Below are 24561 nucleotides of genomic sequence, written 5' to 3' on the forward strand. Positions count from 1 at the left end.
GCGGACAGGGGCGGAATCGTCCCGAGCAGTCTACCAGATGGAGGCGGGGGAGGAGAGATGGGTTCGGCGGGCGTCCCCGCCCCGGAACGACGGGGGTGAGCCGCGAGTCGCATCCGCACGACGTCAGGCTCGTCTCGCGGCGAGGACTTCGAGCATCAGCACGCCGGCCGCCGCCAGTTGCCAGGCGATCCAGAGGAACGCCCACAGGACGACGCCGGACGGGGCCGCCGACCACACCTTGACGAGATAAGGTACACCCTCGTTCCAGGTCGCGAAGATCAGGAGGAGGTCCGTCAGCAGCGTCGCCGTCGCGACCCACGCGAGGAGCGGCCTGCGAGATCCTCGCGGCGAGGCCAGGGCCACCCCGAAAGCGGGCACGAGAAGGACGCCGACGGCCGAGAAACCCGCGGAGACCCAGCCGTGGCCGCCTCCCACGAGGCGGAAGGCCGCCGCCGCGACGCCGCAGCCGTAGACGAGTCCCAGGAAACCCAGGCCGATCGTGTAGAGGAGCCACCGGTCGGTCATATCACCACTCACTCTGATGTCGGGGCGGCCGACGGCGTCGGTCGTTCTGTTCACTGTAAACGAGAGTGCTTATCCCGTCACATCGGGGGGATCCGCCCGGCCCAACCCCCCTCGCGCACGGAGCCCGCGGACGAACAGGCCCATTCGGCGCGACTCGGCCGTCCGGGGCGCACGGCGCGACTCGCGTGACGCGAACTCGGGGCGCGAGGAACGGGGATTTCGCGGAGACGGCGGGGCGGCGGCGGGACGATGTTGAGACCAACGAGAGGTTCGCGCGTCCCGTGGCCGCGTGCGGCGCGGCGGCGTGGGACGCCGGCGATCCGGTCCGACCGTAATTTCCGTGCCCCGCGACGGTTCAACCGAGAATGAAGGCCGAGGCGCGGCGGAGGCCCCCATCGATCGGGGCCCTTCGAGCCGCCCGGGCCGCAGGGAGGTGTTCGGTGGTGTCAAGGGATTCACTCCGCGCGCGGCAGGCTCGTCGAGCGCTCCGCCGGACCGGGACGGCCGCGCCGGAGCGGCTGGAAGACCGGCAGTTGATGGCATATACCTCGCTGGGCTTCTCGGTCGCCGACCTGGCGATCTCGGGCGAGTCCGCGCCGACGGCCGCCTGGGGCGGGACGCTGACGATCCAGGTCACGCTAAGGAACCTGGGCGCCAGCACGATCGTCGAGCCGACGTCGCTCGTCCCCGCGACCCAGGTGCAGATCGGCCCCGACGGCGCGGTCGTGCCCTCGTACTACACGCCGAGCCAGGCCGACGCCCCGGACTCGACGATCGCCGTCTACCTCGTGCCCAAGGGCAAGGGCCCCGCCGGCGGGCTGCAGATCGGCACGATCGACGCCCCGGCGCTCTCGCAGAACAACATCGAGCAGTTCCAGTCGACCCTGACGCTCCCCGCGCAGCCCGCCGGGTTCGCGGCCTCGGGGAACTACACGATCCGCCTGGTCGCCAACGCCGACCGCTCGGTGCTGGAGTCGAACTACCGCAACAACGTCAGCGCCCCGCTGAACGTCAAGCTGCTGCCGGCCCCGGCGCTCTCGGCGCTCCGCGTCACCGCGTTCGACGTCCCGGACGGCCTCTCGCCCGGCGACACGATCGCCCCGTACATCCAGGTCTCCAACCTGGGCAACGGGGCGCTGACGTCGGACGTCCAGGTCGCCGTGGTGGCCTCGACCTCGCCCGACTTCAACCTGGGCAGCTCGATCGTCTCGATCTACACGATCAACGGCGGGATCCCCGGGCTCAGCTCGGTCCCGCTCCCGAACGCCGCCCGCCACGGCCGGGGCTTCCGCGCCCTGCAGAACAGCGGCATCATCACGCCGCGGTCGAACGTCGCCACGATCCAGGGGGCCAACGCGACCCTGCCGACGAGCCCGAGCACCTACTATATCGGCGTCGTGATCGACCCCTTCAACCAGCTGAACCTGCCGAACCAGCCCGCGAACCGCCTGGAGCTGGTGAAGACGGTCACGACGACCGCCAACCCGCTGTCGCCGACCGGCGTCTCGGGCTCCCCGGGCGCCTTCGACTTCCAGACCCCGCCCGACGGCGTGGCGATCGGGATCATCTGAGACGGACGGCGTGACGGTGCGGGGCGGGGCGGGGGCGGGGTGCCGCCCTTGACCCCGCTCCGCCGGGGCTCCTAGAATCGACCCCGTGTCGCGGCGCCCCGCCCCGCCCGGCGTTTCCGCCCCCGTCCCCGCCCCCCGAGCCGAGCCCATCCATCCCATGAGCCGTCGCTACGTCAACCAACTTTCGCACGGGGACTCGGTCGACGAGGCGTTCCTGGTCGCGGACAAGCAGCTCCGCGCCAACCGCCAGGGCAACCTGTACCTCCAGCTCGAACTCCGCGACAAGACGGGCAGCGTCGGCGCGCGGCTCTGGAATGCGACCGAGGAGCTGGCGCGCACCTTCGAGCCCGGCGACTACCTGCTGGTCCGGGGCAAGACGCAGATCTTCCAGGGCTCGCTGCAGATCATCCTGACCCACCTCGACGTCCTCGACCCGACCCGCGTCGAGCCCGAGGACTTCCTGCCCCAGAGCTCGCAGAACGTCGCCAAGCTGTTCAACCGCCTCCGCGAGCTGCTGCTGGCGATGCACGAGCCCCACCTGCGGGCCCTGGTCGAGTGCTTCCTGATCGACGAGGAGTTCGTGGCGAAGTTCACCGCCGCCCCCGCCGGCATCAAGAACCACCACGCCTACCAGGGGGGCCTGCTGGAGCACGTCGTCAACATCCTCAACGTCGCCGACCGGATCCTGGAGTTCTACCCCGAGGTCGATCGCGACCTGCTCCTCACCGGGGTCTTCCTGCACGACATCGGCAAGATCGAGGAGCTGTCGTACGAGCGGTCGTTCGCCTACACCGACGAGGGCCAGCTCGTCGGCCACCTCGTCATGGGGGTCGAGATGCTCCGCGACAAGGTCGAGCGCACCGCCGACCTGACAGGCGAGCCGTTCCCCCCCGAATTGCTGCTGCGGCTCAAGCACATGATCGTCAGCCACCACGGCGCCCTCGAGTACGGCAGCCCCAAGCTGCCGATGACGCTGGAGGCGGTCGCCCTGCACTACCTGGACAACCTCGACGCCAAGATCCACACCTTCGGCCGCGAGATCCGGGACGACCCCGTCCGCGAATCCACCTGGACCCCCTTCCAGCAGAGCCTCGGCCGCCGCCTGTTCAAGGGGACCACCGCCCGCGACACCCCCGAGGGGACCGACGAGGCCTGAGCCTCGCCTCTCCGACCGCTGCCATCCACCTTCTCCCCTGGTGGGAGAAGGTGGCCGGAGGCCGGATGAGGGGCTCCTCATGCGAGACCGGCCCATCGCATTCCACGAAGTCGCGCCGGCCTCGAAGTCCGAGGCCCCGATGGGGTCCCCCTCATCCGGCCCTGAGGGCCACCTTCTCCCACCAGGGGAGAAGGGTGATGTGCGGCGAATTAGCCATGCGGCGGTCGGTCATTCGGGCCAGAGGGCGTTGATCAGCTCGACCGTCCGGTCGCTGAGCACCTGCCCCCCTTCGGGGCCGACCTCGTTGCTCTCGGCGATGGCGCTGTAGCCGCCGCCGCGGACGGCGGGCTCGGTGGGGAGGTACGAGCCCGGCCCGGCGAGCTGGATCAGGAAGGTCTGCAGGGCTCGGCTGCGGGCCTTCATCTGGATGCCGTACTGGGTGTACAGCTCGAACGGGTTGGTGGCGATGGCGACGTCGCCGAGGCGGAGGACGTGAAGCTCCATCGTGTAGGGCGAAGTCGAGCCGGCCTCCTGCTTGCGGCGGCGGTCCACGACGTCCTGGTGCCAGAGCATGAGCCGGCGATGGGCCGGATTCCTGGAGAGCTCCTCGACCTTCGCCGCGGCCGAGGCGGCGTCGGCCTCGGTGACGATCCGCAGCGGGAGTTCGAGGCGATCGACCTTGTGGACCAGCGGCGCCCCGGCGACCTGCTCTTGCCGGGCCCCCTCGTACGCCTCTTCCCAGGCGGCGACGACCCTCGCGGCCAGCTCCTCCAGCCGGGAGCGCCTGCGAAGGGCCCGCATGCGGTCCTCGGCGCGCTTGCGGTACATCAGGTGGGGCGACTGGTCGCCCGCCGCGCCGGTCCAACCGAGAACGACGAGGTCGGCGCCGTGCTTGGCGTGCAGGGCCTCGCGGATCTGGTGCCAGAAGTCGGCGTTCAACGAGGACTCGCCCTCGACCTCCTGGGCCGGGCAGGCGACGTTGACGGCCGTCGCCCGGAGCTTGCCCTCGGCGTCCCAGACGAAGAGGACCTCGACGCCCTGGTCCTCGGGGCCCTCGATGCCCCGGAAATCGGCCTTCTCGGTCGGCCCGTACATCACCGCGCGGCCGTCGGCGTAGACGGATCGCCGGTTCTGGGCGATCACGGCGTGCCCCAGGCCCCAGCCGACCTTGCTCGGCTTCCGCGCCTCCCACGCCTGGACGGCCGCGTCGGCCACGCGCTCGGCGAGGAACGCGATGTACTCGCCCGGCTGGACCACGCCGTCCTTGGGGATCTCGTAGTTCCCTTCCTCGACCACTGGCGCGGTGTGGGTGTGGGTCGCGCTCAGGATCAACTTCCGGTCGTCAAATCCGGGGATCCGCCGCCGGACGTGCACTCGGGCCTTGTCGAGGACCGGGTGCGGGATCGCGACCAGGTCGCAGGCGACCAGGATCGCCTGGTCGAGGACTTTCTCGCCGTCGCGCGATTCCAACGCCAAGGCCGCCGCGACGACGGGGCTCGCCACCTCGCGCGAGATCCGCGTGTGCATCTGCCCGGAGAGCGCGACCGGCCGATCGGGGGTGATGCCGACCACGGCCGCCCCCGCGTGCAGCTCGCTCGCCGAGACGGCCGGTGCGACTCCGAACGCCGTCAACCCGGCGAGCACCAAGCCCGCGCGGAATGCGCATACCGCTGTCGTGATCTTCATGCGTTCGTCCCTGCATCGGTAGGAGGTCGTGCCCGGGCCGCTCGGCTGGGGAGGGCGCCGAGGGCGACCGACCCGTTGTAAACGCACGGCCGGACCCACGCAAGCTTCGCACGGGTCGGCGTCGGGACGGCCGGGATCGTCGGCGTGGAAGCGCCGGGGATGGTATCCTATGGGGAAAGTCGCCCGATCGTCTTCAGAATGCGCCCGAGGTCGTCGCCATCATGTCCAGATACACCGAACTCGTGCTGAAGCTCGTGGCGGAGCCGTCCTACAAGCCCCGGACCCTCAAGTCCATCTCGAAGCAGCTCAAGATCGAGCCCGACGACTACCCGACCTTCCGGGCCGAGATCAAGGGCCTGATCCGAGAGGGCAAGCTCGACGTCGCCCGCGACAAGTCGCTGTCGAAGGCCGAGACCGCGGGCGCGATCATCGGCCTCTTCCGGCGGTCGGCGAAGGGGTTCGGCTTCGTCCGGCCCCACGGCGCGAACGTCAAGGGCGACCAGATCTACATCCCGGCCGACGCCGCCGGCGACGCGTCCAGCGGCGACGAGGTGGCGGTCAAGATCACCAAGAAGGCCCGCGGCGAGGGGATGAACGACGAGGGCCGCGTCATCCAGATCGTCGCCCGGGCCAGCCGCGGGTTCGTCGGCACGTACCGCGAGGAGGCGGGCTCCGCCTTCGTCAAGGTCGACGGCACGACCTTCAACGACCCCATCTACGTCGGCGACCCCGGCGCGAAGGGGGCCAAGCCCGGCGACAAGGTGGCGCTCGAGATCGTCCGCTACCCCTCCCCGTCCACCCCGGGCGAGGGCGTCGTCACCGAGATCCTCGGCGAGCGCGGGGCCCCCGGCGTCGACACGCTGACCGTGATCCGCGCGTTCAACATCCCCGACGTCTTCCCCGACTCGGCGCTCGACCAGGCCCGCGAGCTGGCGAAGGGGTTCCACGAGGACGACGTCGCCGGCCGCGAGGACCTCCGCGAGGTCCTGACCGTCACCATCGACCCGGCCACCGCCCGCGACTTCGACGACGCCATCTCGCTCTCGCGCGACGAGAAGGGCTACTGGTCGCTGGGCGTCCACATCGCCGACGTCTCCCACTTCGTCCGGCCGGGCTCGGAGATCGACGACGTCGCCCGCAAGCGGGGGACCAGCGTGTACCTCCCCGACCGCGTCATCCCGATGCTCCCCGAGGTCCTCTCCAACAGCCTCGCCAGCCTCCAGGCCCACCACACCCGCTACACCGTGAGCGCCTTCCTGGAGTACGACGCCGACGGCGTCCGGACGTCGAAGCGGTTCGCCCGCACGGCGATCAAGGTCGACCACCGCTTCACCTACGAGCAGGCCTACGCCGTGATGCGCGACCCCCAGGGCGTGCACGAAGGGGTGTCGCCCGAGGTCGTGAAGATGGTCGTCGAGATGCTCGAGCTGGCGATGATCCTGCGCCGCCGCCGCTTCGCCCGCGGGGCCCTGGAACTGAGCCTCCCCGAGGTCGAGATCGAGCTGGACGACCTGGGCAAGGTCTCGGGCGCGCACCTGGCGGTGAACGACGAGAGCCACCAGGTCATCGAGGACTTCATGCTGGCCGCGAACGAGGCGGCGGCCTCGCACCTGACCGAGAACCACGCCGGCTTCCTGCGCCGCGTCCACCCCGACCCCGAGCCGACCAAGCTCGCCGAGTTCGCCGAGTTCGCCCGCAGCCTGGAGTTCCAGATCGACCTGCCCCAGAGCCGCTTCGAACTCCAGCGCGTGCTCGACGAGTCGAAGGGGAAGCCCGAGGAATACGCCATCCACTACGGCCTGCTGCGCAGCCTCAAGCAGGCCGTCTACACGCCCGAGCAAGAGACCCACTACGCCCTGGCCAGCGACGACTACTGCCACTTCACCTCGCCCATCCGCCGCTATCCCGACCTGCAGGTCCACCGCCAGATCACCGCCCTGCTGGAAGGCAAGAAGCCCCGCAGCAACCTCGACGAGCTGGCCATGCTCGCCGAGCACTGCACCCGCACCGAGCGCCGGGCCGAGACCGCCGAGCGCGAGCTGATCCGCGTCAAGCTTCTGACCCACCTGGAAGGGCGGATCGGCGAGGCCTTCCACGCGATCGTGGTGGGCGTCGAGGACTTCGGCCTCTTCTGCCGACTCGTCGAGCTGCCCGTCGAGGGCCTGATCCACGTCACCAGCCTGGCCGACGACTATTACTACCTGGAGGCCGGCACCCACACCCTGATCGGCCGTCGCGCCGGCACCCGCCACCGGCTGGGCGACCGGATCGAGGTCCGGGTCGCCCACGTCGACGTCGACCGCCGCGAGCTGGACCTCGTCCTCGCCGACACCCCCGTCTCGCGCACCCGTTCCGGCAGGAACCCCGCGCGACGCCTGCCCGGCGAGCCCGCACCGCCGCGTCCGGAGCGGGCCCCCCGCGAGGGCGACGGCGACGCCCGCGGCGGCCCGCGCAAGAAGCGGCCCGCCAAGCCCACGAAGGCTCGCAAGAGCCCCAAGAAACGGAAGTCCTAAGGCGAAGCGGCGGACGAGGTTCGCCGTGCCCGGAGGGCCCCGCGCGGGCGATTTGAGCTTCCCAAAACGCCCGCGCCGGCGACAATCCCTCAAGGACGGGCCGCTCGACGCCGATGTTGGACGGAATGGCGATGGCGAAGTCTCTGCGAGCACGGAGGTGCGCTTTGAATCGCTGGCTGAATCTTGTTATGTGTGGATGCATCGGCTGGGGCGTCCTGGGGGAAGAGGCTGCGAACGGGCAGGCGGTCAGCCGCGAACGCGACGTCTCGATCACCGGCCCCGGCGGGCGGACGATCGAACGTCGGACGTCGGTCGAGCGGAGCCCGGGGCACGTCGACCGCCAGCTGCAGATCAGCCGACCGGGCGGCACCCTGGAGCGCAGCGTCCACGCGTCGGCCGGCCCGGCGTTCCGGGGCGGGCCGGGCTTCCGACCGGGCCCCGGCCCCCGATTCGGGCCGCCCCCGCCCTGGTACGGGCCTCCTCGTTCGGGCCCCGGCGTCTGGCCGGCGGTGTCGTTCGGGCTGGGAGCGCTGACCGGCGCCGCCATCGCCGCGCCGATCGCCCGCGCGACGGCCCCCTCGGTCGTGGTCGTCGACCAGCCCGCCTTCGTGGCCGCGCCGGCGGTGATCGCCGCGCCCCCGACGGTCGTGGTCGAGCAGCCGGCCGTCATCGACCCGCTCGACCCCGTGGCGCTGGCCGCCCAGCGCCTCCAGAGCGTCCACGGCGGCACTCGTCGCGAGGGCGCCCAGTCGCTGGGCCTGCTGGGCGACCCCCGGGGCGTCCCGCCGCTGGTCGACGCCCTCAAGAACGACTGGAACACGAGCGTCCGAGTCGCCGCCGCCGAGTCGCTCGGCCAGATCGGCGGGCCGGAGGCCGAGGCCGTCCTGGGTCGCTGCGTCGTCTACGAGAAGAAGGACTCCGTCCGCGACGCCGCCGCCCAGGCCCTGCAAGTCGCCCGCGCCAGGGACGCCGCCATCGCCGCCTCGGCCCCGCCGGTCGCCACCGAGACCGTCATCGAATCCCGCGTCGAGCCCCTGCCGCGCACGGCCTCGGCCGCCCCGCGCCGGGTCGTCCCCAAGCCCCCCGCACCCGCCCCGGCGCGGCCCTCGGCCTGGCGTCCCAAGGTCCAGGCCGAGACCCCGTCCCAGGCGATCCCTCTCGAAGGCCCCGACGACCAGGATTCGGCCGCGCCCGCCGCCGGCGATCGCGTCCCGCCCCCGCCCCCGTCGCCGGTCCCGGGCTGAGCCCGGGGGGCGACCGTGAGAATCCTCGGCCGCGCCGCCTGGCTCCTCGTCGCAACGACCTCGGGCCTCGCGGGCGCGACCTGGGCTGAGGAGGCGCGGCCGGACCTTCCCGACTCGGTCGCCTTCCGCCTTCCCGACGATGCGGGGGTGAGGCACCACGTCGCGAAGTCGGCCGGGTGGCTCGTCGGCCACGTCGCGACGATCTCCCGGCCGGTCGAGGACGACCGGCTTCGCGTCATCGCCTGGAAGGATCCGACGCTCGCCCCCGAGGATCCGAACCGGCTGGCGGGCTATCTCATCACCGACGCGCTCTGGGCCTCGCGGGCGCTGCGGCCCTTCGACCCCGACGCGGCGGGCGCGATGGAGCGGAGCCTGCACGCCCTGGGCTGGCCGGGGAACGGGCTCCATGAGGTGTTGTTCCACCCGGTCGACCGGATGCTCCACCGCCCCGACGACGCGGACTTCGTCCACGGCCGTTCGCTGGGCGTCTTCGCCATCGACGGCGGGCGGAGCGTCGACGTCCGGGTCCTGGGCCAGCGCTGGGATCCGGACTTCGAGGCGGGCCACCCGAGGCTCTTCGCGGAGCACGCCGCCTACCAGGCCCTGCACGAGTTCTGGAAGGGGGACGAGGCGGCGGCCCGTCGCCGGATCCTGGGGATCGTCCGGGACGACCGGGCGACCGATCGCGACGACCGGATCTTCTGGGATGGCGAGGCCGGCATCCTCGTCGATCAGGCCGGCCGGGAGGACTGGCACCGCTTCCAACGGGGCGAGCGTCCGACCGGCCGCCACGCCTCGTTCAAGCTGGGCGTCCTCCTGTACGCGATCCGCCTGACGGGCGTGGAAGCGGAAGTCGGGCCGCCGCTCGAAGGGATGAAGCGCCGGCTGTGGTCGGCCCGGCGCGAGGACGGCGGGGTCGCCCACTTCGTAGAGGTCCGCCGCGGCGGGCAAGGGGAGCCCGCCCGCAGCGGCGCCACGGGCGAGGCGACGGCGATCGCGATCCTCTCCGAGACGATCCAGCCGGCGGTCAGTAGGCGTCCGCCGAGATGATCTCGCCCCCGGCGCGGGTCGCGAGCGCCTGCCAGGGGATGGGGTTGATGGCGCTCTTGATGAAGCGGACCGAGCCGTCGACGAGCACGGCGTTCACGCCGCCGGGATGGTAGCTCCAGTAGTCCTCCACATGGGCCTGCGGGTCGTTCGGGGTCCGCGCGCCGTCTTCCGTTCCGGCGGGGCCGAGGATCATCGTGAACGCCTCCTCCGGGTCGACCTGGAATTTGTCGGTCCCGCCCTCGACCGACGAGGTGGTGAACAGCCATCCGCCGACGGCCCGGCCGGTCCAGGTGACGTAGCTCAGATTGTGGCTGCGCTCGCTCACCGCGATCGTGTTGCTCGCGCCGTCGGTCACGCCGGCGAAGCTGATCTTGCTGTTGCGGAAGAACATCCCCGCCCCACGCCCGGGGGCGTCGCCGATCTCGCCGACGCCGAACATGCCGACGTAGTTCGCGCAGCCGACCGTGTACATCGTCTGCGTGTTCGCCTCGTTCCGCACGGGCACGGTGACGGGCGTCGAATCGGAAGGGCAGAGGTACGCGCCGACGCGAAGGTATTGCGATGTCAGGTTGTGGGGCTGGGTCAGGGTGAAGTTGAAGTTGATCGAGTCGAACAACGCCCGCTGCTCGACTTGCGGGAGGATGAAGCTGGCCCATCCCCAACCGGGGCCGATGTCGTCCTCGGCCGTGCCTGCGTCGCCGGAGTCCCGCTTGTAGAAGCTGGAATAGCCCGGCGGAAAGACGCCGTGCGAGTCGTTGTAGTTGTGCAGCGCCAGGCCGATCTGCTTCAGGTTGTTGACGCACTGCGCTCGCCGGGCCGCTTCGCGCGCCGACTGCACGGCGGGGAGCAGCAGGGCGATCAGGACCGCGATGATCGCGATCACGACCAACAATTCGATCAGTGTGAAACCCCGGCCGGGACGGATCTGCCGATTCCGAATCATCGATGGAAACTCCTGAAATCAAATGAATGTGGACGCATCGGCGCGCGACGCGACGTCGGCGCAGGGATGAGGATGCAATCGGGCCCAGCCCCCCGCGCCGGTGCGCGGCCGGGGGCCTTTGCGAGTCCTCCGGACGGGGCGCGGGCGAGAGCCGCCGCGACGCGGGTCCGGAGGGGGACGTCAGGGGTCGCGCAGCACGTCAAAGTGCGTGGGCGGCCCCGGAGGGCGAAGACGCGGAGATGGGGCGCTCAGGGCGCGCAAAGGCCCCGCGAAGATCAGGCGTGGAGCGGCGGCGCGCGGGGCGCGGAGGGGGCGTCGACCGCCTGCGAGATGACGAGCGGCGGCTCGTCGGGCGGGAGGATCGCCAGGACCTCGACGAAGTTCGAATCGGTCGCGTCGAGATGGAGCGGCGTCTGGGCCTGCAGATTGCAGACGGGGCAGTCGTGCGACCCTTCGGGCGTCGACGTGTTCGAGTCGGGCGTGGACCCGTCGCGGCCGATCGCCTGGAAGGCCTCATGTCCGAGGCCGGGGAGCGCGTGCAGGGCCGGCCCGGCGATCGTGACGAATCCGTACACGACCGCGAAGAGGTTCAGCAGGATCCGTCGGGATCGCGCCGGCATGAGAGAAACGGCTCCCCTGCGATCCGGCCGGGAAGGGCGATGCGCCCGCTCGGCCCAGGATGCGCCGATCCAGTCTGCCTGAAGCGTCCCCGCGCCGTCAATCGAGATCGCGTGACGTTTCCAGGCGGGCGCGGCTTGCGGCCGGCGGCGGGACGGGGAGGGCCCCCGTCCCGCGCGGTCGTCAGCGGATGGGGTTGAACACCAGGCCGGTGAGCAGCTTGGGGTAGAAGTACGTGCTCTTGGGGGGCATGGTCTCGAGCGCCGAGGCGATGGCCTCGACGTGTTCCATGCTGGCCGGGGGGACGAGGCAGGCGAGGTCGCAGCCCTTGGCGGCGACGTCGTCGCGGACCTCGCCGGCGAGGTGGACGTAGCGGACGGAGCGGTCCTTGGCCAGCGACGCGAGCAGGTGATCGAGGACCAGGACCTGCAGGATGCTCACGCCCAGCGAGCGCCATTCCGCGCCGTGGTCGGCGGCGAGCTTGTCCATGATCGCGTCGGAGCGGAGCCGGGCGACGGTCCACTTGCCGTCGGCGACGGTGCCGAAGGCCAGGACGTCCTGCTCGTCGCTGGACGCGGTCGCCTCGGCGGCGGCTTCGAGGCCGGCGTCGCCCTCGCCGACCACGGTGGTCTCGAACTCGGCCCCGAGCCGGCTCGCCAACTCCTCGGCGGTCAGGCCGGGGAAGCCCTTCGCCAGCCGGTGGGTCGGCAGGATCAGCAGGCCGGGGTCGCTCATGCTCACCAGCATCATGAGGCAGAAGTTGGCCGGATCCTCGGGACCGGTCAGCTCGCCGGCCGCCTCCTTCTCGTTGCGGAACCGCAGGCCGGTCTCGTAGCGGTGGTGGCCGTCGGCGATGAAGACGGGCTTCTGGCCCATCAGGCCCCCCACGACCGAGAGGACCTCGGGGTCGGTCGACAGCCAGAGCTTGTTGACCACGCCCAGGTGGTCCTCGGCGATCAGCGGCGTCTTGTCGCGGATCCCTTCCTCGACCTTGCGGAGGACCTCGTTGGCGGCGTCGGGGTAGAGGCCGAAGATGGGGCTGAGGTTGAAGCCGGTGGCCTGGTAGAGCGCCAGGCGGTCGGCCTTGGGGCCGGCGAGGGTCTGCTCGTGGGGGAAGATCTTGCCCTCGCCGAACGGCTCCAGCCGGACGCGGGCGAAGAACCCCTTGCGGACGTGGGTCTCGCCCTCGACCTCGTACGTCTGCTCGTAGACGTAGAACGCCGACTGCTCCTCGGTCCGCAGGACGCCCCGGCGCTGCCAGTCGCGGAGGAACCGCCCGGCGCGGGTGTAGGGGCTTTCGCCCTCGGAGTCGCCGGGCTCGGGCTTGTTCAGCTCCATCCGGATGCTGTTGTACGGGCTGGCCTGGTAGAGCTTCTCCTGCAACGCCGGGTCGATGACGTCGTACGGCGGCGCGACCACGTCGGACAGCGCGCCGACCTGGGCCACATCGTAACGGACGCCTTGAAAGGCACGGACGTCGGCCATGGGGAGCTTTTCCTTGGAATGAGGAGGGAAGGCTGGGGATGGGGTCGCGGGCCCCTGACGATCCGAGGCGGGCGATCCGACGGCTGCCGGGCCCGGCCCCCGAATGACTCCGTCGGCTCGTCGGCGAGCCTCTCGACGGCGACGGCCTCGCCGATCCATCTGGTGCAGGTCGCCCGCCCGGAGACGTGGGCCCGGGTCGACGCGTCGAAACGCATCGCGTCGGTCCTGGACGACGCCGACGCGGGGCCTTGTCGACCCCCCCCTGCCGCAGGCGCGGGTTCGTGGGCCGCAGCCCGCGCCCCCGACGCGGCCGCCGGCCGATCCAACATGATCCACGGATGCGACCTCGGCGTTGCGGCCGGGCGATGAGAGGGCTTCGACCGGAGAAGAGTAAGACGTTAGCACACGCGTGCGCCCGAATCAACCGCGGCTCCGAGCGGGCCCGGACGCGTGGAAGCTCAATTCCGGGGTCGGGACGACCGTTCCCGGGCGGCTCCGACCAGGACGTCCGATTCCACCTCGACTTGCCGCCGGGGCGCGGGGATTCTACAATGAACCGCTCCAGAATTCGGTCGTGGAACGGAGCCTAGCCTCCAACCAACAAACGACACCGTCTCGTCGAGGGGCGCTGCGACGGCACGCATCGGCGTTCCTGCCAGGCTCGACGGGGTGGAGATTACGTCCGTGCAACGGCGCCCGTTCATCGTTTAAGGAGACTTTGAACGTGAGTACCGTCGCGCAGAAGCCCGCCCCCGCCCCCGTCGCCTCCGGCCCTGATTACCACGTCGCCGACATCGGGCTCGCCCCCTGGGGCCGCCGCGAGATCGCGATCGCCGAGACGGAGATGCCCGGCCTGATGGCCATCCGCGAGGAATACGCCTCGCGGCAGCCCCTCAAGGGCGCCCGCATCACCGGCTCGCTGCACATGACCATCCAGACCGCCGTCCTGATCGAGACGCTCAAGGCCCTCGGCGCCGAGATCCGCTGGGCCTCGTGCAACATCTTCTCGACCCAGGACCACGCCGCCGCGGCCGTCGCCGACGCCGGCATCCCCGTCTTCGCCTACAAGGGCGAGTCGCTCACGGAGTACTGGGACTACACCCACCGGATCTTCGAGTGGGCCGACGGCGGCCACACGAACATGATCCTCGACGACGGCGGCGACGCCACCCTGCTGCTCCACCTCGGCGCCCGCGCCGAGGCCGACATCTCCGTCCTCGACAAGCCCGGCAGCGAGGAAGAGCGCATCCTCTTCGCCGCCATCAAGAGCCGGATCGCCTCGCAGCCCGGCTGGTACGCCGAGAAGCTCGCCGCCGTCAAGGGCGTCACCGAGGAGACCACCACCGGCGTCCACCGCCTCTATCAGATGCACAAGCGGGGCGACCTGAAGTTCCCCGCCATCAACGTCAACGACTCGGTCACCAAGTCGAAGTTCGACAACCTGTACGGCTGCCGCGAGTCGCTGGTCGACGGCATCAAGCGCGCCACCGACGTGATGATCGCCGGCAAGATCGCCGTCGTCGCCGGCTACGGCGACGTGGGCAAGGGCTCGGCCCAGGCCCTCCGCGCCCTCTCGGCCCAGGTGTGGGTCACCGAGATCGACCCGATCTGCGCCTTGCAGGCCGCGATGGAAGGTTACCGCGTCGTCACCATGGACTACGCCGCCGACAAGGCCGACATCTTCGTGACGACCACCGGCAACTACCGGGTCATCACCCACGACCACATGGCCAAGATGAAGAATCAGGCCATCGTCTGCAACATCGGCCACTTCGACAACGAGATCGACGTCGAGTCGCTCGAGAAGTACAAGTGGGAAGAGATCAAGCCGCAGGTCGACCACATCATCTTCCCCGACGGGAAGCGGATCATCCTGCTGGCCAAGGGCCGCCTGGTGAACCTCGGCTGCGGCACCGGCCACCCCTCGTACGTCATGAGCTCCTCCTTCGCGAACCAGACCCTCGCGCAGATCGAGCTGTGGCTGCACAACGACAAGTACCCGGTCGGCGTCTACGTCCTGCCCAAGAAGCTCGACGAGCACGTCGCCCGCCTGCAGCTCAAGAAGCTCAACGTCGAGCTGACCGAGCTGACGGCCGAGCAGGCCGCCTACATCCACGTCCCCAAGGAAGGCCCCTACAAGACCGATCAGTACCGCTATTGATCGGTCGCGATCGACGATCCTCGGCGGCAGGGAGCCTCGCTCCCTGCCGCTTCCTTTTCGAAGGCCGCCCGGCCGACGCGAGGGCGAATGGGCCTCGGCGATCCCTCCTGGTTTTGACCGCCCTCGGGGCCGCCGGGTAAGATGGTCGGGCTTTCGTCGATCCACCGTCTTCCAACCTCAGCCCGAGGGAGCCTCCCCGCCGTGGTGCCCGCCAAGGATTTCAAGCGTCGGATGGTCGTCGAGATCGACGGCGCGCCGCACATGATCGAGCAGATCCAGGTCCAGACGCCGTCCGCTCGGGGCGCGGCGACGCTGTACAAGATCAAGGCCCGCAACCTCAAGACCAAGAACCGCGTCGAGAAGGCCTACCGCGGGACCGACGCCCTCAACGAGTCGAGCTTCGAGCGCAAGCCGATCCAGTTCCTCTACCGGGACGCCGACGAGCTGCATTTCATGGACTCGGGCGACTTCTCCCAGTTCTCGTTCCGGGCCGACGACCTGGCCGACCAGCTCCCCTTCATGACCGAGAACATGGCCGGGGTCGAGGCGCTCGTCGTCGACGAGGAGATCATCGCCATCGACCTGCCGGACACGGTCGAGATGGCCATCGTCGAGACCGCCCCCGGCGTCCGCGGGAACTCGGCGACCGGCCGGACCAAGCCGGCCACGCTCGCGACCGGGCACGTCGTGCAGGTCCCGGAGCACACCGAGCCCGGGATCCTCGTCCGGGTCGACACCCGCACCGGCGAATACCTCGGCCGAGTTTGAGGCCGCCCCCGCAAGGACCTCGCAGCCGGCCTCGCCGCCGCGGACGGCGGGGTCTCGCCGACCCGTCGACTGGCCCCAGGGCGTCAGAACCGCCGTCGCGGGCCGGCGGAATCGGCGCGAATAGGGGCCGGGTGGAAAACGTCTGTTAAACTGAAGGGTGATGAGACGGATCCGGACGCGGGCTCGACGTCCCCGCCAGATCCCCTCACCCGACGTGATCCACGGCCGCTGAGCTCCGATCTGATCCGAATCCGTCCGCCGAGGGCCGGATGGCCGCGAAGGCCTCCACCGGGCCCGACGGACGCGCCGGTTGTCACGGTTATCGATTATCGCGAGGTCACCACACGATCTTTCCGGGACGACGATCAACCTGAGCCGTGTCCGCGACCGTGCGAAGCGACGCCCCGCCCCCCCGGAGGCCCGCTTCGACCACCACGATCGCGAGAACGGCCGCGGCGTGCGGCTCTCCCGGGCCACTCGAACGGAAGGGCGTTTCCCATGTCCACATCTCGGTTGCACGTACGTCTGCTCGCCGGGGGATTGCTCCTGGCGTCGTCGTCGGTCGTCCCGGCGACCGCCGACGACCCGAAGGCCCCGACCAAACCCCAGACAACCCCCGATTCCGCCCCGGCCAAGGCCGAGGCCGAAATTCCGGCCGTGAACCTGCTCGAGGCCATGCGCGACGGCCTCGTCGACGTCGAGGCCGAAGGCCGCGGCGACGGCCGCATGACCATGACCGTCACCAACAAGTCCAAGCGTCAGCTTAACGTCGTCCTCCCGCCCGGCCTCGTCGCTCAGGGCGTCACCGGCCAGATGGGCGGCATGGGCGGCATGGGCGGCGGTATGCGTGGCGGCGGCACCATGCCCCCGATGATGGGCATGATGATGCTCGCTCGGCTCATCATGTCGCTCTGCGGCGACTACGACAGCTGGGATCAGCGAAGCCTGGCCACCGGTATGATGGGCGGCATGGGTGGCATGGGCGGCGGCATGGGCGGCGGTATGGGTGGCATGGGCGGCGGTATGGGTGGCATGGGCGGCGGCATGCGGTCCGTCCCCCCGACGGGCCTCCCGTACGCTTCGCTCAAGCCCGGCCAGACCCGCAAGCTGCCGACCCGCCTGGTGAGCCTGAACAGCCCCGACGCCGACGGCGCGCTCCGGCTGCCGGCCGAGGGCGAGAAGCTGGAGATCGGCGACATCTCGCAGATCAACGGCGACGCCCGCGTCCAGAAGGCCCTCAAGCGGCTCTCCGCCGAGAAGGCCCCCGAGTCGATCACCCAGATGGTGATGTGGCGGGTGGCCCAGGGCCTGGAGTGGGACGTGATCGCCCAGCTCGCCGAGAAGTGGGGCAACCCTTATGAGCTGACCCTGGCCCAGAACTTCGTCGACAAGCTCGACACCGTGGGCGACGACGAGACGGGCGTTTTGCTCTTCCAGGTCGACGCCAAGGGCGCCGAGGCTGAGGCGACCGCCGCCGAGGTGACCAAGGTCCTCAAGGACAAGCCGGTCCTGGGCCTCTGGGCCCGCGAAGGCGTGCCGACCGAGCCCGAAGGCCCGTCGGTCGCCTGCCGCATCCGCATCGAGGGCAAGGAAGCGACCGTCCAGGTCGCGTCCAGCAACAGCACGGCCGAGTCGTGGGTCCCCTTCGGCAAGTTCACCCTGCCGATCACCGAGAAGGACGGCAAGGTCGACTCCGCCGCGTTCGCCGACGAGCTGGCCGGCGGCGTCCTCAACCGCCTGGTCCGCACCCAGCTCTCCAAGGGCGACCGGGTGAAGGGCAAGCCGACCTTCAAGGTCCGCATCGACAACGCCTCGCCGCTGGTCCTCAACGGCCTGGCGATCGCGGGCCTCGAGAAGGGCGACGACCAGCCCAAGGAACTGTCCGGCATCAGCATCTCGCCGCGGCGGAGCATGACCGTCCCCGCGACCGAGGAAGTCGTCAAGGAGCTGGGCCTGAAGAAGGGCGTCCGCGTCACGGCCGCCGACCTCAGCGGGCTTTGATCCCGATCGACGATCGCTGAACGACCGATCGCCGACCGCCCGCCGTGGACCTCGCGTCCCCGGCGGGCGGTTCGCATTCCGGGCGGGCGAATCTCAGGTGTTCATGAACAGGATGTACAACCGGTTCGCCTTCCGATCGACCCAGATCCGGTAGTACGAGCCGTCGTTGGGGTCGGGGTCGCGATAGTACAGCTCGGGCAGCTTCTCGATCGCCTCCTGGTCCCACCAGGAGAAGGGGCCGGGGGCCGCGATTCGTCCGAATTCCACGCCCTTCGCGGCGGGTTTGAGGCCGGCGTTGGCGATGAGCGCGTCGAGGAAGGGCTTCTCGGCGGGCGACAGGACCCAGAGGAACTGGGGGTCCTTGTAGGAGTCGCTGTAGTAATGCAGGACCGTAACGCCCTTCGGGAGCGGCGTCTTGTAGGTCCGCTCCAACGACTCGCCGGGGGGCGTGTAGCACCCCGAGACGCCGAGGGCGAGGAGGGCGAGGATCGCGGCCGCGATCGAGACGCGAGGCGGGAAGCACATGCTCCGGGCTCCTCCGGGACGCGGGGCGACGGGTCTCCGAAGGACCGAGTCTACGGCCGGTCGGCTCGCGACTGCAATCGCCAGCCCTCGCCCTCGGGGGGCGCCAGGTCGAGGCACGACCCGGGATGGATCGCCGCCGCCGCGATCCGCAGGCTTGTCTCCAGCCGGGGGCCCGGCCGCGAGAAGAAGGCCGAGCCGTCGATCACCGCGACCCGGCCCTCGCGGACCGCCGGCAGGCCCCGCCATTCGGGACGGTCGGCGACGGCCATCAGCTCGTGCTCGGCGCGGCCGAGCGGGAACCCGCAGGGCGAGAGCAGGACGACGTCGGGACGGGCCGCGGCGACCTCGTCCCAGGCGACCCGGCGCGAGGCTTCGCCGGCCGCGCCGATCACCTCGACGCCCCCCGCCAGTGCCACGATCTCGGGGTTCCAGTGGCCGGAACTGAACGGCGGGTCGGTCCATTCGAGCAGCAGGACGCGAGGCTTCGGCCGGTCCGGCCCGAGTCGGTCGGCGATCGTCCGGGCCGTCGCCTCGAAGCCGGCGACGAGCGCCTCGGCCTCTTCGCGACGGTCGATCAGCTCGCCGACCCGGCGGAACATGGCGAAGACCCCGGCGAGCGACCGCGGGTCGACGCTCTCGACCTGCGGATCTCCGGGCAGCCGCGCCGCGGATCGGCGGACGACGGCCTCGTTGACGGCGCAGACGTCGCATTGCTCCTGCGTCAGGATCAGGTCGGGGGCGGCGGCGGCGAGCCGAACCTCGTCGAGCGTGTACAGGCCGCCCTGTTGCGACGCGACCATCGCGTCGATCGCGGCGCTCGAGGCGTCGGTCGGGATCGCGCTCCGCGTCAGCCAGGGGAGCGTCTCGACGCCCTCGGGAAAGTCGCACTCGTGGGTCACGCCCACGAGGTCCGCGCGACGGCCCAGGGCGCAGACGAGTTCCGTGAGCGAGGGGAGCAGGCTGACGATCCGCATGGCTGGTCTTCTTCGGCTATTTGAACGTGAACGTGAGCTTCAGCAAGACGCCGTTGAGCTTGGTCTTCCCCTCGGCGTCCTTGTCGTACCAGATCACGGCCGTCCCCGTGCCGGGCAGGCCGACGACGCCCAGCGGGAACGTCGGCGATTCAAGCCGCGTGCCGGGGATTTTGAGGGCCTTGTCCTGCTGCTCGCTGGCGATGCTCTCCATCCGGTCCATCAGGTAGGCCTGGGTGAACCTGGAGAGCTGATCCAGGTCGAGCCTGAGGAGCGAGCCGGTCTCGGGCTTGCAGAGCTTGCGGATCTCCTGCTTGACGACGAACCCCGGGCTCAGGTCGTACGCCAGGCCGGCGCCGGCGGGGATCGGCCGGAGCCCCTGGGTCTCCGCGAGCTTGTTCAGTCCGGCGCTCAGGATCCCGCCGGTGATGTCGCACTTGCCCATCGCCGCATCCTCCCTCGATCGAAGTGGTGCTCTCCCGGGCCGTTTCCTCCCCGCGACTTCGAGGCCGTCTCGTCGTCTAGAAAACGGCGCGGGCCGGCTCCGTGACGGCGCGAGACTCAGCTTGGTCGCGAGGTCGTACCGTCACGCCCGGTCGGCGGGCGTCACTTCGGCGGCTTGACCTTCGTGGTGGGGCCGACGGAGACGATGGTCATGGGCCAGAGGGGCCATTCGCGGACGAGGCGGCGGACCTGGTCGAGCGAGACCTTGGAGAAAGACTCCAGCTCGTGCTCGACGGGCAGGTAGGCGCGGCGGTAGACCCAGTGGAAGCCCAGCGAGGCCAGCCGGCCCATGGGCCGCTCGCTGCGGAGGACCGAGCGGGCGAGCACCTTGTTCTTGGCCTGGCTCAGCTCGGCCTCGGTGACGCCTTGCTCCATCACGCCGCGGTAGACCTTGGCGACCCGGGCGAGGTTGGCCTGGACGTCCCCGGGCTCGCACGAGAGGAACGAGTAGAAGCCGCCGGCCTGGTTGTAGTCCTGGTAGCTCATCTCGGCGCCGTCGGCGTAGCCGGGGTCGATCAGGGCCCAGTAGAGCTGCGAGCTGGTGTGGTCGCCCAGGATCGTCGCCAGCAGGTGCGCGGCGTAGCGATCCTCGCTCTCCAGCGGGGGCCCGTCGCTGACGCCGACGACCGTCTGCTGCTGGTCCTCCTCGCGGAGGATGGCCTCGAACGCGCGGCAGCCCTGGACGGGGTCGGCGCGGCGGGTGGGGTGGTCGCCGGTCCAGGCCCGGCAGTGGTCGGCGGCCAGGCCGACGAGCTGGTCCCAGTCGCCCTTGCCGGCGAAGCCCAGGACGATGTTGGCGGGGCTGTAGCGGCTGGCGAAGTAGGCCCGCATGTCCTCGGCCTTCATCGCGGTGATCGAGTCGACCGTCCCGAGGATGCTGTTCCCCAGCGGGTGCTTGCCGAAGTGGGCGGCCTTGGCGGCCTCGTAGGCGACCGACATGGGGTTGTCGAGGTACATCCGGATCTCTTCGATGATGACCTTCTTCTCGGTCTCGAAGTCGTCCTCGCGGAGGGTGGGGCGGAGGATGTCGGCCAGGACGTCGAAGGCCCTGGGCAGGTACTCGGGCAGGCAGGTGAAGTGGTAGAAGGTGTCTTCCTCGGACGTCTGCGCGTTGTGCTTGGCGCCGACCCGGTCGAAGTCCTTGTTGACGGTCAGGGCGTCGCGGCGGGCGGTCCCCTTGAACGTCATGTGCTCCAGGAAGTGCGAGACGCCGGCCAGCTCGGGCGTCTCGTCGCGGCTGCCCGCCTTGACGAAGAACCCGGCGGCGATCGAGTGCGCGTCGTCGTTCAGCTCGGCGATGACTTCCAGGCCGTTGTCGAGCGTCGTGTGGTGGAATCGCATCGGGTCGGGTCTCCGCCTCTCCCGTTCAGGACGGGATGTTGACGTCCAGGGGGGTCGGGCCGAGCGTCAGGATGGTCAGGTCTTCGAGGTTCAGGAGCGTCCTGGCGTAGTCGGAGACCGACTCGGGGGTCAGGGCGTCGAGCTCGCGGGCGATCTCGTCGAGCGTGCGGACCCGGCCGAGGAAGTACCAGTCGGAGGCCAAGGCGTTCGACCGGCTCATGCTCGACTCCTGGGCCATGATGAGCGAGCTCTTGAGGCCCGCGCGCATGGTCTCCAGCTCCTCGAAGTCGACGCCCCCGACCGCCAGGCGGCGGAACTCGGCGAGCATGACGTCGAGGGTCTCCTGGGCCCGCTCGGTCGAGGTGCCGGCGTAGCTGAGCATGGCCCCCCGCTCGCGCTGGCCCTCGTAGCTGGCGTAGACCGAGTAGCAGAGCCCGCGCTTCTCGCGGACCTCGGTGAAGAGCCGGGCGGACGAGTAGCCGCCGAGGATGGCGACGGCGGCCCGGGCGCGGTAGTAGTCGTCGCCGGCGACGGTCGCGGCGGGCGCGGCCATGGCGATCTGGATCTGCTGGGTCTCGCGCGTGATGTGGTCGAGCCGCGGGCCGGCCGGGCGCTCGACGAGCCGGGGCTCGGGGCGCGACTTCCAGCCGCCGAACAGGCCGTCGACGGCGTCGCGCAGGCGGGGCCAGTCGATCGCGCCGGCGACGCCCAGGATCGCGCCGTTGGGCCGGTAGGCGGCCTCGTGGAAGGCCCGCAGCTTGGCCGGCGTGATCCGGGCGACGTCCTCGGCCGAGCCCGGCGAGGGCCGGCCCCAGGGCTCGGGGAAGTGCCGCTTGCGAAGCTCGTAGATGACCTTCGAGCCGGGGTCGTCCTCCAGGCTCCTCAGGTTCTGCAGGCAGAGGGCGCGGATCGGCTCCACCTCCTGCTCGTCGAGCCGGGGCCGCTGCACGACGTCGGCGATGATCTCCAGGGCGGGGATCAGGTTGGCGCCCAGGGTGGCCGCGGCGTAGCTGGTGTGCAGCGTCTGCGCGCTCTCGGAGTGGCTGACGCCCAGGTTGTCGAGCGCGTTGAGCAGCTCGCGGCTGTCGCGGGGGCCCGCGCCGCGCATCAGCCATTCGCAGGCCATGCTGGCCGCGCCGCCGCCGGAGTCGAGCCCCTCGGCCGCCTCGTAGGCCGCGCCGGCGGGGATGAGCAGGGTGAACGAGGCCGACTGGACGCCGGGCATCGCCTCGGCGACGAGCACCAGGCCGTTGGGGTACTCGTGCTGCTGGATCGTCGCGGTTGGCGCCGGCACGGCGTTCCCTCGATTCCGGACGACGCCCCCCGCCTCCTGCGGACGCCGGGCGTCGCTCCGTCCTGATGTTGGAATGTCCCGGCCGGGGGCCGATCCCCCGACGCGACTCCGCGCGGCGACGACGTCCCCGGGCCCCCTCGCATGGGCCTCTCCGAGGATACCCGGACTGGACCCGAGGCGGAAGCATGCTCCCGCGCGACGGCCTCAGCCGTCCACGGCCTTGTACAGGGTCTTCGCCTTGCGGAAGCCCAGGGCGCGGTAGAGCTGCACGGCCGAGCGGTTCTCGGCGGTCACCTCGAGGTACGCGCGGCGGAGGCCCGCCTGGTGGAAGCCCCAGAGCGCGCGGTTGACCAGCGCCCGGCCCAGGCCCAGGCCGCGGTAGGCCGGCAGCACCCCGACGTTCTGGATCGCGCCGATGGGGCCGTAGTCGATGACCCCCTGGATCGTCCCCACGTAGCCGTCGGGGCAGGCGATGAGCCAGGTCGACGCCGGCAGGAAGCCCGGCTTGCGGCGGATCTCGCGCATCAGCCGCAGGCAGCCCTGGCGGTCGCCCAGGCAGGGGAAGACCGCCGCGTCGATCGCGTCGCGGAAGCTCTGGTACTTCACCTCGGCGTGATCGGGCAGCAGGGCCTCGTCCCAGGGCGACCAGAAATAGTGGCCGGGCAGCGGCGGCGACAGGTTCGACCCGTCGAGGTCCATCTCCATGCGCAGGCGTTTGTAGTACGTGATGGCCATGTGAAGCCCGAGAATCCGCCGGCCCTCGCGACGCGACCCGGACGCCCGGGCCCGAATCGGCCGCCCACGACGAGCCATTCTAGGTGCCGCGTCGGGGGCGGTCAATCAAAGCCGGCGAGGCGGCCGCGAGACTCCGGTCAGCCGACGGCCGCGGGCGTCTCGGCGGCGGTCGCGATCAGGAATCCGTTGACCACCGCGGCGATCCGGACCGCCTGGTGGACGCGGTCCTCGGTGTAGCCCTCGGCGAGCAGGCTCTGCTCGTGGGCCTTGATGCACATCTCGCAGCCGGCCAGCACGGCGCAGGCCATCGAGGCCAGCTCGAACAGGCCCTTGGTCGTCGCCGGCTTGCCCATCCGGCTCATCCGCAGGCCGGCCTGGCGCTGCGAGTAGCTGGGCTTGCCGATCATGTGGCGGAAGCGGTAGTAGACCGTGTTCATCCCCATGATCGCGGCCGAGGCGCGGGCGTCGGCGATCGCCGCGGGCGTCAGGTGGTCGGCCCCGGCGGTCGTCAGGGCCTCGACCAGCTCGCCGGCCCGCAGGAAGTACGCCGACGCCAGCGCCACGGCCCAGCGCTCGACGGGCAGCAGGTCGCCGGAGTCCAGCACGTTCCCCAGGTTCAGCCTCAGGTCCTTGGTGTCGTCGCCGAGCAGGGACTTCAAATCGTCGAGGGATCGCATGTCGGTTCGATGCTCCGATGGGGGAGGGCGGCCGGCGGGGCGGGTTCCGGCCCCGCCGGCGAGGCTTCGCGGCGGGGGTCAGGCCTGGATGGTGGCCTCGCCCTTCTTCCAGTTGCAGGGGCAGAGCTCGTCGGACTGCACGGCGTCCAGCACGCGGATGACCTCGTCGACGTTGCGGCCGACGTTGCCGTTGTAGGCCGCCGCCCACTGGATGACGCCGTTGGGGTCGACCAGGAACGTCGCGCGGTTGGCGTAGCCCTCGACCGGGTCGCAGATCCCCAGCGCCGGCGCGAGCTTCTGCGCGGCGATCAGCGGGTAGCCCAGGTCGTGCAGGTCGTCGTGGTCCTTGCACCAGGCCAGGTGCGAGAACTCGTTGTCGGTGCTGCCGCCCACCACCTCGGCGTCGCGGTCCTTGAAGTCCTCGAGCCGGCGGCTGAACTCGACCAGCTCGGTCGGGCAGACGAACGTGAAATCCTTGGGGTAGAAGAAGTAGACCACCCACTTGCCCTGGAACTGCTCGCTGCTGAGCGTCAGCAGGGCCTCCGGTCCGCTGCCCAGGCTCGCCTTCACCGTGAATTCCGGGAACTTGTCGCCGACGGTCAACATTTCGAGGGGTCTCCAAAAGGGGTGGGATTTCGGGCGTCCCGCTGGCGGGGACGGGCTTCGGGAGCGGGGTTTCGAGGCCGAAATTCGGCGACGAATCAGCGACTGCGGGCCGAGAGCGTCCTCGGCGGCCGCCGGCTCGTCCGTCCGGCCTACTCGTCATGTTAAGGGTTCCGCCCTATAATTCAAT

At 70.6% G+C, this 24561-nt stretch carries 21 protein-coding genes and 1 riboswitch; of the genes, 8 read left to right on the plus strand and 13 right to left on the minus strand.

Features of this window, described 5'->3' with window-relative positions:
• Nucleotides 1-123: 123 nt before the first annotated feature.
• On the minus strand, nt 124-525 hold the full coding sequence (locus PZE19_RS24785) for a hypothetical protein (RefSeq protein ID WP_277863287.1): 402 nt from the start codon (nt 523-525) through the stop codon (nt 124-126).
• Between the two features lie 536 nt (nt 526-1061).
• Here PZE19_RS24785 and PZE19_RS24790 point away from each other — a divergent pair.
• Both PZE19_RS24790 and PZE19_RS24795 read left to right on the plus strand, forming a co-directional pair.
• Nucleotides 1062-2096, plus strand: a complete 1035-nt coding sequence (locus PZE19_RS24790) for a hypothetical protein (RefSeq protein WP_277863288.1) — start codon at nt 1062-1064, stop codon at nt 2094-2096.
• A 157-nt stretch (nt 2097-2253) separates the two neighbouring features.
• The gene (locus PZE19_RS24795; RefSeq protein WP_277863289.1) at nt 2254-3252 is read left to right on the plus strand and encodes a 3'-5' exoribonuclease YhaM family protein; all 999 of its coding nucleotides are present in this window, start codon (nt 2254-2256) and stop codon (nt 3250-3252) included.
• 228 nt (nt 3253-3480) lie between these two features.
• Here PZE19_RS24795 and PZE19_RS24800 read toward each other — a convergent pair whose 3' ends face one another.
• A complete protein-coding gene (locus tag PZE19_RS24800) occupies nt 3481-4938 on the minus strand; it encodes a hypothetical protein (protein WP_277863290.1) in 1458 nt (485 codons plus the stop codon).
• Between the two features lie 221 nt (nt 4939-5159).
• Between PZE19_RS24800 and rnr the strand changes: the two genes are divergently transcribed.
• The 3 genes from rnr to PZE19_RS24815 all read left to right on the plus strand — a co-directional run bounded on the left by rnr (nt 5160) and on the right by PZE19_RS24815 (nt 9745).
• Nucleotides 5160-7451 carry a ribonuclease R gene (gene rnr, locus PZE19_RS24805; protein WP_277863291.1) on the plus strand — a complete coding sequence of 764 codons (2292 nt, stop codon included), beginning with the start codon at nt 5160-5162 and terminating at the stop codon, nt 7449-7451.
• 164 nt (nt 7452-7615) lie between these two features.
• Complete coding sequence (locus tag PZE19_RS24810; protein ID WP_277863292.1) at nt 7616-8695, plus strand: HEAT repeat domain-containing protein; 1080 nt, start codon at nt 7616-7618, stop codon at nt 8693-8695.
• A 15-nt stretch (nt 8696-8710) separates the two neighbouring features.
• A complete protein-coding gene (locus PZE19_RS24815) occupies nt 8711-9745 on the plus strand; it encodes a hypothetical protein (protein ID WP_277863293.1) in 1035 nt (344 codons plus the stop codon).
• Here the strand turns inward: PZE19_RS24815 and PZE19_RS24820 are convergent.
• The 3 genes from PZE19_RS24820 to PZE19_RS24830 form a co-directional block, all read right to left on the minus strand.
• The gene (locus PZE19_RS24820; RefSeq protein ID WP_277863294.1) at nt 9723-10688 is read right to left on the minus strand and encodes a DUF1559 family PulG-like putative transporter; all 966 of its coding nucleotides are present in this window, start codon (nt 10686-10688) and stop codon (nt 9723-9725) included. The genes PZE19_RS24815 and PZE19_RS24820 overlap by 23 nt on opposite strands.
• Nucleotides 10689-10963: 275 nt before the next feature.
• Complete coding sequence (locus PZE19_RS24825) at nt 10964-11308, minus strand: DUF2946 family protein (RefSeq protein WP_277863295.1); 345 nt, start codon at nt 11306-11308, stop codon at nt 10964-10966.
• Nucleotides 11309-11489: 181 nt separating this feature from the next.
• Nucleotides 11490-12791, minus strand: coding sequence for a DUF1015 domain-containing protein (locus PZE19_RS24830; RefSeq protein WP_277863296.1), 1302 nt, complete (start codon nt 12789-12791; stop codon nt 11490-11492).
• A 614-nt stretch (nt 12792-13405) separates the two neighbouring features.
• Nucleotides 13406-13496, plus strand: a riboswitch (S-adenosyl-L-homocysteine riboswitch).
• A gap of 19 nt (nt 13497-13515) precedes the next feature.
• Between PZE19_RS24830 and ahcY the strand changes: the two genes are divergently transcribed.
• From ahcY to PZE19_RS24845, 3 genes are all read left to right on the plus strand, one after another.
• Nucleotides 13516-14952, plus strand: a complete 1437-nt coding sequence (ahcY, locus tag PZE19_RS24835; RefSeq protein ID WP_277863297.1) for an adenosylhomocysteinase — start codon at nt 13516-13518, stop codon at nt 14950-14952.
• A 201-nt stretch (nt 14953-15153) separates the two neighbouring features.
• Nucleotides 15154-15720 carry an elongation factor P gene (locus tag PZE19_RS24840; protein WP_277863298.1) on the plus strand — a complete coding sequence of 189 codons (567 nt, stop codon included), beginning with the start codon at nt 15154-15156 and terminating at the stop codon, nt 15718-15720.
• Between the two features lie 498 nt (nt 15721-16218).
• Nucleotides 16219-17721 carry a hypothetical protein gene (locus PZE19_RS24845; protein WP_277863299.1) on the plus strand — a complete coding sequence of 501 codons (1503 nt, stop codon included), beginning with the start codon at nt 16219-16221 and terminating at the stop codon, nt 17719-17721.
• Nucleotides 17722-17814: 93 nt separating this feature from the next.
• On the opposite strand, the gene PZE19_RS24850 is transcribed toward PZE19_RS24845, so the two are convergent.
• From PZE19_RS24850 to PZE19_RS24885, 8 genes are all read right to left on the minus strand, one after another.
• On the minus strand, nt 17815-18246 hold the full coding sequence (locus tag PZE19_RS24850) for a hypothetical protein (protein WP_277863300.1): 432 nt from the start codon (nt 18244-18246) through the stop codon (nt 17815-17817).
• A 50-nt stretch (nt 18247-18296) separates the two neighbouring features.
• A complete protein-coding gene (locus PZE19_RS24855; protein WP_277863301.1) occupies nt 18297-19220 on the minus strand; it encodes a cobalamin-binding protein in 924 nt (307 codons plus the stop codon).
• A 16-nt stretch (nt 19221-19236) separates the two neighbouring features.
• Nucleotides 19237-19662: a hypothetical protein gene (locus PZE19_RS24860; protein WP_277863302.1), complete on the minus strand. Its 426-nt coding sequence runs from the start codon at nt 19660-19662 to the stop codon at nt 19237-19239.
• A gap of 161 nt (nt 19663-19823) precedes the next feature.
• Nucleotides 19824-21062 carry a M16 family metallopeptidase gene (locus tag PZE19_RS24865; RefSeq protein WP_277863303.1) on the minus strand — a complete coding sequence of 413 codons (1239 nt, stop codon included), beginning with the start codon at nt 21060-21062 and terminating at the stop codon, nt 19824-19826.
• A 25-nt stretch (nt 21063-21087) separates the two neighbouring features.
• Nucleotides 21088-22356, minus strand: a complete 1269-nt coding sequence (locus PZE19_RS24870) for a M16 family metallopeptidase (RefSeq protein WP_277863304.1) — start codon at nt 22354-22356, stop codon at nt 21088-21090.
• A gap of 204 nt (nt 22357-22560) precedes the next feature.
• Complete coding sequence (locus PZE19_RS24875) at nt 22561-23091, minus strand: GNAT family N-acetyltransferase (protein ID WP_277863305.1); 531 nt, start codon at nt 23089-23091, stop codon at nt 22561-22563.
• 137 nt (nt 23092-23228) lie between these two features.
• A complete protein-coding gene (locus PZE19_RS24880; protein WP_277863306.1) occupies nt 23229-23768 on the minus strand; it encodes a carboxymuconolactone decarboxylase family protein in 540 nt (179 codons plus the stop codon).
• Nucleotides 23769-23846: 78 nt separating this feature from the next.
• On the minus strand, nt 23847-24374 hold the full coding sequence (locus tag PZE19_RS24885; protein WP_277863307.1) for a peroxiredoxin: 528 nt from the start codon (nt 24372-24374) through the stop codon (nt 23847-23849).
• Between the last annotated feature and the right edge of the window lie 187 nt (nt 24375-24561).

This window comes from Paludisphaera mucosa (assembly GCF_029589435.1).
Taxonomy (GTDB): domain Bacteria; phylum Planctomycetota; class Planctomycetia; order Isosphaerales; family Isosphaeraceae; genus Paludisphaera; species Paludisphaera mucosa.